The organism is Limnohabitans sp. (genome assembly GCF_044361985.1).
Taxonomy (GTDB): Bacteria; Pseudomonadota; Gammaproteobacteria; order Burkholderiales; family Burkholderiaceae_C; genus Limnohabitans_A.
The window spans coordinates 1-3,068 of the sequence record NZ_JBIKHV010000174.1 but is presented as its reverse complement, the minus strand read 5'-3'; the positions used below and the strand labels follow the sequence as shown (position 1 = coordinate 3,068).

The following is a 3,068-nucleotide window of genomic DNA, read 5'->3' as shown; positions in this document are numbered from 1 at the left end:
AGGAAGGCTGTTTTCATGCTCAGGCTCCTTGCTTGGCTTGGTTGCCGTAGGCGGTGCCCCAGCCCCAGACTTCGGCACCCTTGCCGCGCTGAATCACACGGCCCCGCAGGATGTCGGCCACCACATCGCCGTCACCGGCGAGCAGGGCTTTGGTAGAGCACATTTCGGCGCAGGCAGGCAGCTTGCCTTCGGCCAATCGGTTGCGTCCGTACTTGTCGAACTCGGCTTGGCTGCCGTGCTCTTCTGGACCACCCGCACAGAAAGTGCACTTGTCCATCTTGCCGCGCACGCCAAAGGTGCCCTGCGAGGGGAATTGTGGTGCACCAAACGGGCAGGCGTAAGAGCAGTAGCCACAGCCGATGCAAATGTCCTTGTCGTGCAACACCACGCCTTCGTCGGTTTTGTAAAAGCAGTTGACGGGGCAGACCGCCATGCAAGGTGCATCCGAGCAATGCATGCAGGCCACCGAGATCGACTTTTCACCGGGAACGCCATCGTTCAAGGTGACTACGCGGCGGCGGTTCACGCCCCAAGGGACTTCATGTTCGTTTTTGCAAGCCGTGACGCAGCCGTTGCATTCGATACAGCGCTCTGCATCGCAGATAAATTTCATTCGTGCCATCGTGTTCTCCTTGAGCGCTTAGGCTCTTTCGATGTTGCAAACGGTGGTTTTGGACTCTTGCATCATGGTGACGCTGTCATAACCGTAGGTGGTGGCGGTGTTGACCGCCTCGCCGCGAACGATGGGCGCTGCACCTTTGGGGTAATGCGCCAGCATGTCGGCACCTTGCCAACGGCCCGAAAAGTGGAAGGGCATCCACACAGTGCCGGTGTCCACGCGTTCAGTCACCATGGCCTGCACGTTCAGGCGTGCGCCCGTGGCGCCCAACAACCAAACACGGTCACCGTCACGCACGCCGCGTTCAGCCGCTGTTTTGGGGTTGATCTCGACATAGGCCTCTTGCTGCAATTCGGCCAGCCAGGGATTGGAGCGGGTTTCTTCCCCCCCACCTTCGTACTCGACCAAGCGACCCGAGGTCAGGATGAGCGGGTACTTCTCATGCACCTTGTCGGCGATGTTTTTGTCTTGCACGGTTTTGAACAAGGTCGGCAGTCGCCAGAAAGCTTTTCTGTCGTCGTGTGTGGGGTACTTGGCCATCAGGTCTGGCCGCGTGCCATACAAAGGTTCGCGGTGCTGCGGAATCGGGTCTGGGAAGTTCCAGACCACAGCACGCGCCTTGGCGTTGCCAAACGGGTGACAGCCGTGCTCCTTCATGAACACACGGATCATGCCGCCCGACGAATCGGTCTTCCAGTTCTTGCCTTCAGCCTTGGCTTTTTCAGCCTCACTCAACTCGTCCCACCAACCCAATTTTTTCAGCAGGATGTGGTCCAGCTCAGGGTAACCCGTGGTGATATCAGCGCCCATCGAGTGCGAGCCGTCTTCGGCCAGCAAGCTCTTGCCTTCACGCTCCACACCGAAGTTGGCGCGGAAGTTACCCCCGCCCTCCATGACGTGCTTGGAGGTGTCGTACAAGTTGGGCGAGCCGGGGTGCTTGAGTTCGGGCGTGCCGTAGCAAGGCCAAGGCAGACCAAAGTAATCACCCGTGAAGTCGTAGCCGGTTTCCTTGTCTTTGCCACCTTTGGCCTTCAGGGTTTTCACGTCGAACAAGTTCATGTTCTTCATGTGGGCCTTGAGGCGCTCAGGGCTTTGGCCGGTGTAGCCAATGGTCCAGACGCACTTATTAATTTCGCGCAGGATATCCTCGGGCACAGGTTCGTCCAGGCCCTTGATCTTTTGCATTTTGTAATTCTTGCTCAGCTCTTTCGCAAAGCCCAGTTTCTCAGCCAACTGGTGCATGATCATGTGGTCCGAGCGGCTCTCCCACAAAGGATCGATGACCTTCTCGCGCCATTGCAATGAGCGGTTGGAGGCGGTGCAGGAACCACTGGTTTCAAACTGAGTGGCAGCAGGCAACAGGTACACGGCTCGGTTGGGGTTCAGGTCTTCGGCCTTGCCGGGCATCGCGGCCATGGCGGCCGTGGCCGATGGATACGGATCCACCACCACCAGCAAATCGAGCTTGTCCATGGCGCGCTTCATGTCGAGGCCACGGGTTTGCGAGTTGGGGGCATGACCCCAATAAAAGACTCCGCGCAGGTTGCTGTCTTGGTCGATCAGTTCATTGTTCTCGAGCACGCCATCGATCCAGCGGGAAACGGTGATGCCGTTCTTGCCCATCATGGCGGGGCTGGCGAATTGCTTTTTAATCCACTCGAAATCCACGCCCCAAGTGTTGGCGAAATGCTTCCAGGAGCCTTCGGCCAGGCCGTAGTAGCCCGGCAGTGAATCGGGGTTGGGGCCCACATCGGTTGCGCCCTGAACGTTGTCGTGGCCACGGAAAATGTTGGTGCCGCCGCCGCTCTTGCCGACATTGCCCAAGGCCAGTTGCAAGATGCAAGAGGCACGCACCATGGCGTTGCCAATGGTGTGCTGGGTCTGGCCCATACACCAGACAATGGTGCCGGGATTGTGGTCGTGCAGCATCTTGGCGACCTTGAACATCTGGTCTTCTTTGATGCCGCAGGCTTCCTCGACCTTGTCGGGCGTCCACTTGGCCAACACATCGGCCTTGACGGCTTCCATGCCATACACACGGTCGTTGATGTATTTTTTGTCTTCCCAGCCATTTTTGAAGATGTGGTACAGCAAGCCAAAAAGGAAAGGGATGTCAGTGCCGGAACGGATTCGCACGAACTCGTCGGCCTTGGCCGCTGTGCGCGTGAAGCGTGGATCGACCACGATCATCTTGCAACCGTTCTCCTTGGCATGCAGCATGTGCAGCATGGACACGGGGTGGGCTTCGGCGGCGTTGGAGCCGATGTACAACGCGACTTTGCTGTTTTGCATGTCGTTGTACGAGTTGGTCATGGCGCCATAACCCCAGGTGTTGGCCACACCCGCAACGGTGGTGGAGTGGCAAATACGGGCCTGGTGGTCGCAGTTGTTGGTGCCCCAGAAGCTGACAAACTTGCGCAGCAAATAAGCTTGCTCGTTGTTGTGTTTG

Annotated in this window: 2 protein-coding genes; both read right to left on the bottom strand. The window is 58.1% G+C overall.

Translation table 11 applies throughout. The features are described 5' to 3' along the window. Nucleotides 1-19: 19 nt before the first annotated feature. Nucleotides 20-622 (bottom strand): formate dehydrogenase FDH3 subunit beta, encoded by a 603-nt coding sequence (gene fdh3B, locus ACIQ3A_RS14680; RefSeq protein WP_396432466.1) that lies wholly within the window; start codon nt 620-622, stop codon nt 20-22. Between the two features lie 18 nt (nt 623-640). Then, the coding region (locus tag ACIQ3A_RS14675; protein WP_396432465.1) for a formate dehydrogenase subunit alpha at nt 641-3,068 on the bottom strand (2,428 nt) is incomplete at its 5' end.